This is a genomic window from Streptomyces nanshensis (assembly GCF_001751255.1).
Taxonomy (GTDB): Bacteria; Actinomycetota; Actinomycetes; order Streptomycetales; family Streptomycetaceae; genus Streptomyces; species Streptomyces nanshensis_A.
On sequence record NZ_LJGW01000227.1, the window covers coordinates 474 to 4,171 of the forward strand.

The 3,698-nt window shown below is 73.5% G+C and carries 3 protein-coding genes; 2 read left to right on the forward strand and 1 reads right to left on the reverse strand.

Annotated elements, in window-relative coordinates; genetic code table 11:
* Positions 1 to 670, reverse strand: a 670-nt coding sequence (locus tag AN218_RS38210; RefSeq protein ID WP_244900432.1) for a PucR family transcriptional regulator ligand-binding domain-containing protein, incomplete at its 3' end; no start/stop codon positions are given.
* A gap of 255 nt (positions 671 to 925) precedes the next feature.
* Here AN218_RS38210 and AN218_RS13195 point away from each other — a divergent pair.
* Positions 926 to 2,488, forward strand: a complete 1,563-nt coding sequence (locus AN218_RS13195) for a sodium:solute symporter family protein (protein ID WP_070017036.1) — start codon at positions 926 to 928, stop codon at positions 2,486 to 2,488.
* A gap of 88 nt (positions 2,489 to 2,576) precedes the next feature.
* Positions 2,577 to 3,698 (forward strand): thiamine pyrophosphate-binding protein (locus AN218_RS13200; protein ID WP_141747562.1); only part of this gene is annotated, 1,122 nt, incomplete at its 3' end.

Below are 3,698 nucleotides of genomic sequence, written 5' to 3' on the forward strand. Positions count from 1 at the left end.
CCGCCGTTCCCGCCGCCGAGGACGGCCCCGGCCGCAACCGCCCGGCCAGCGAGGCGAGTTCGGCCCGCGCGTCCGGCGGCGGCGCCGTGCCCGCCGAGGCCAGTTCCGTGCCGTCCTCGCCCAACAGCACGGCCCACGCGTCGAGATGCTGAGCGAGGTGTGCGAGGACCGCCGGTACGGGGTGGGGCCCGGCCGCCGCCGTCGCCAGCGTCTGCTGTGCCTCGCTGAGGCGGCGCAGCGCCTGGTGTCTGCGCTGTGTGACGGCCTGCCACACCGCGCGCCCGACCGCCGTGAACGGCGTCTGCCGCGGCACTTCGAGCAGCGGCAGGCCGTGCCGCCCGCAGGCGTCGGCCAGCTCCGGCGGCACCTCGTCGTGCACGGGCGCGATGCCGAATCCGAGCGCCGCCGCGCCCGCCTCGACGGACCGGCGCACATAGCGCTCCCAGTGCCCGTCGCCGTCCGGGCCGGGCGGGCAGTGCACACCGGCGCTCAACAGCAGCTCGCCGCCGAGCAGATACGGCACCGGGTCGGCCATCTCGCTGGTGTGCACGGCGTATACAGGCGTCTCGCCCGCGCCGTCGGGGCCCGCGGCCTGCCGCAGCCCGAGCTCCGGGTCGTCCGTCAGCACCGACAGCGGCACCGGGACGGTGGGCGGAACCAACTCCTCCATGCCCGGCCCCTTCCTGGACGGACGTGAACCGGGCGGACGGCGGGCGAGCATGGACGTTTCCCTCACCCGCGGCCTCGGCGGTGGAGGAAACGTACACTTCCTGGCCGCCTTGACGACACCTAGGCTCCGGTCGAACCGTCGGCACACCCCGTCCCCACGCGCCCCTCCCCCGGCGCCCCTTTCCGTCCCCCTTTCCTCTCTCTTGTCCTCTCCCTCCTCCCCGTTGCTCGTCCCGCTCGTCCCCGAGGAGCGCTCATGGCCGTCGACTACGCAGTGATCATCATCTATCTCGTGGGCATGCTCGCGGTCGGCTGGTGGGGCATGCGCCGCGCCCGCTCCCAGAGCGACTTCCTCGTCGCGGGCCGCCGCCTCGGCCCCGTCCTCTACTCCGGCACGATGGCCGCCATCGTCCTCGGCGGCGCCTCGACGATCGGCGGCGTCGGCCTGGGCTACCAGTACGGACTCTCGGGCGCCTGGCTGGTGTTCACGATCGGCTTCGGGCTGCTGGCGCTGAGCCTGTTCTTCTCCGCCCGCATCTCCCGGCTGAAGGTCTACACGGTCGGCCAGATGCTCGACCTGCGCTACGGCGGCTCGTCCTCGGTGATCTCCGGGGCGGTGATGTGGGCGTACACGCTGATGCTCGCGGTGACCTCGACGATCGCCTACGCGACCATCTTCGACGTCATCTTCGGCCTCGACCGGACGCTGGCGATCGTCCTCGGCGGCGGCATCGTCATCGCGTACTCGACGCTCGGCGGCATGTGGTCGATCACGCTGACGGACATGGCCCAGTTCGTGGTCAAGTCGGTGGGCGTGCTGCTGCTTCTGCTGCCCATCGCGGTCTGGAAGGCGGGCGGGCTGCACGGCATGCAGGAGCGGCTGCCGGACAGCTACTTCTCCCCCATGAGCATCGGCGCGGAGACGGTCTTCACGTACGTGCTCATCTACTCCTTCGGCATGCTGATCGGGCAGGACATCTGGCAGCGCGTGTTCACCGCGCGCAGCGACACCGTGGCCCGCAGCGGCGGTTCGGCGGCCGGGGTCTACTGCCTGGTGTACGCGGTCGCGGGCGCGGCGATCGGTACGGCGACCAAGGCGCTGTACCCGAAGCTCGACAGCCCGGACGCGGCCTTCGCGACGATCGTCGGCGACGCGCTGCCGGTCGGTGTGAAGGGGCTGGTGCTGGCGGCGGCGCTCTCGGCGGTGATGTCGACCTCGTCGGGCGCGCTCATCGCGTGTGCGACGGTCGCCAACAACGACATCTGGAAGCGGCTGCGGCGCAACGCGCGGGCCGATGCGGCCAGTTCGGACGGTACGGACGCCACGCACGGTACGGACGCCACCGAAGCTGCGGACGGGACGGCGGGTCCCGAGGATGCGCCCGAGGGTGAGCCGGCCGGTGACGAGGTGCGCGGGAACCGCGTGTTCATCCTCGTCATGGGCGCCGCCGTGGTGGCGATCTCCATCGCGCTGAACGACGTCGTCGAGGCGCTGACGGTCGCCTACAACCTGCTGGTGGGCGGCCTGCTGGTGCCCATCCTCGGCGGCCTGGTCTGGAAGCGCGGCACCGCGAACGGGGCGCTGGCGTCCATGGCGGTGGGCGGTACGACGGTCGTCGTGATGATGGCCTGGAAGGGCGTGCTGGCCGGCGAGGCCATCTACGTCGGGCTTCTGGCGTCGCTGGTCGCCCATGTCGCGGTGAGCCTGGCCGGCAAGCCGACCGACCCCGCCGTACTGGCCCGTTGGCGGTCCCGGCTCGCGGGCGAGGCCCCGCAGGACGGCGAGAAGCCCGGCACCGGCACACCCGCCGGAGTCTGAGCCGGCCGCGTCCACCCCCTTCGCTCCCTTCCGCCCCGCACAGGCGGAGCCGTACACCGACCGACGACGAAAGGCGCAACACCCCCGCATGGCACCCGCACCCACGCCCGCCCCCGAACCCGAGCCCGGCCCCTCCCCCGCATCCGCCCCCGGTTCCGCTCCCGACTCCCCGTCCGGGTCCGCTTCTTCGCCCCGTACGGGCGGCGACCTCGTCGCCGAGTCCCTCGCCGCCCTCGGCGCCCGTACGGTCTTCGGGCTGCCGGGCCAGCACGCCCTGGGTCTCTTCGACGCGCTGCGGCGCTCCCCGCTGCGCTACGTCGGGCTGCGCACGGAGAACAACGCGGGCTTCGCCGCCGACGCGCACGCCCGGCTCACCGGCACCGTCACACCGCTGCTGGTCTCGACCGGTCCCGGTGCGCTGATGTCGCTGCCCGCGCTCCAGGAGTCCGCGGCGGCGTCGGCGCCCGTGCTGGGCATCAGCAGCCAGGTGCCCGTGGCGGGACTGGGCGGGCGCCGCAGGGGCTATCTGCACGAACTCCGCGACCAGTCCGCCTCGTTCCGCGGCATCGTGAAGTCCGTGCACACGGTGCGGGCGCTCTCGCAGATCCCCTCGGCGCTCGCCGCCGCGTGGGCCACGGCCCTGGAGGCGCCGTGCGGCCCGGTCTGGGTGGAGATCCCGCAGGACGTCCTGCTGGCGCCCACGGATCTGCCCTTCCCTCACTCGCTCGCCTCGCCGGACGGCCCGGCACGTCCGCGTCCCCTGCCCGCTCCGGCCGAACTGACAGCGCAGGCGGCCGAGTTGCTCGACGCTTCGCGGCGCCCGGCGATACTGGCGGGCGGCGGAGTCGTCCGCGCGGGCGCCCACGCCGAACTCCTCGCGCTGGCCGAACGGCTGGACGCGCCCGTCGCCACGACCTTCGGCGGCAAGGGCGCCTTCCCCGGGGAGCATCCGCTCTCGCTCGGCTCCTGGCTGGAGGACCAGCACACCACCGACTTCCTCGCGGACGCCGACGTCCTGCTCGTCGCCGGCTCCGGCCTCGGTGAACTCTCGTCCAACTACCACACGTTCGCCCCGCGCGGCCGCCTCATCCATATCGAGGCCGACCTGGGGAAGCTGGAGGCGAACCATCCGGCGCTGGGCATCCACGCCGACGCGCGCGACGCCCTCGCCGCGATCGGCGCGGCGGTCACCCCGCGCCCGGCGGGCGGC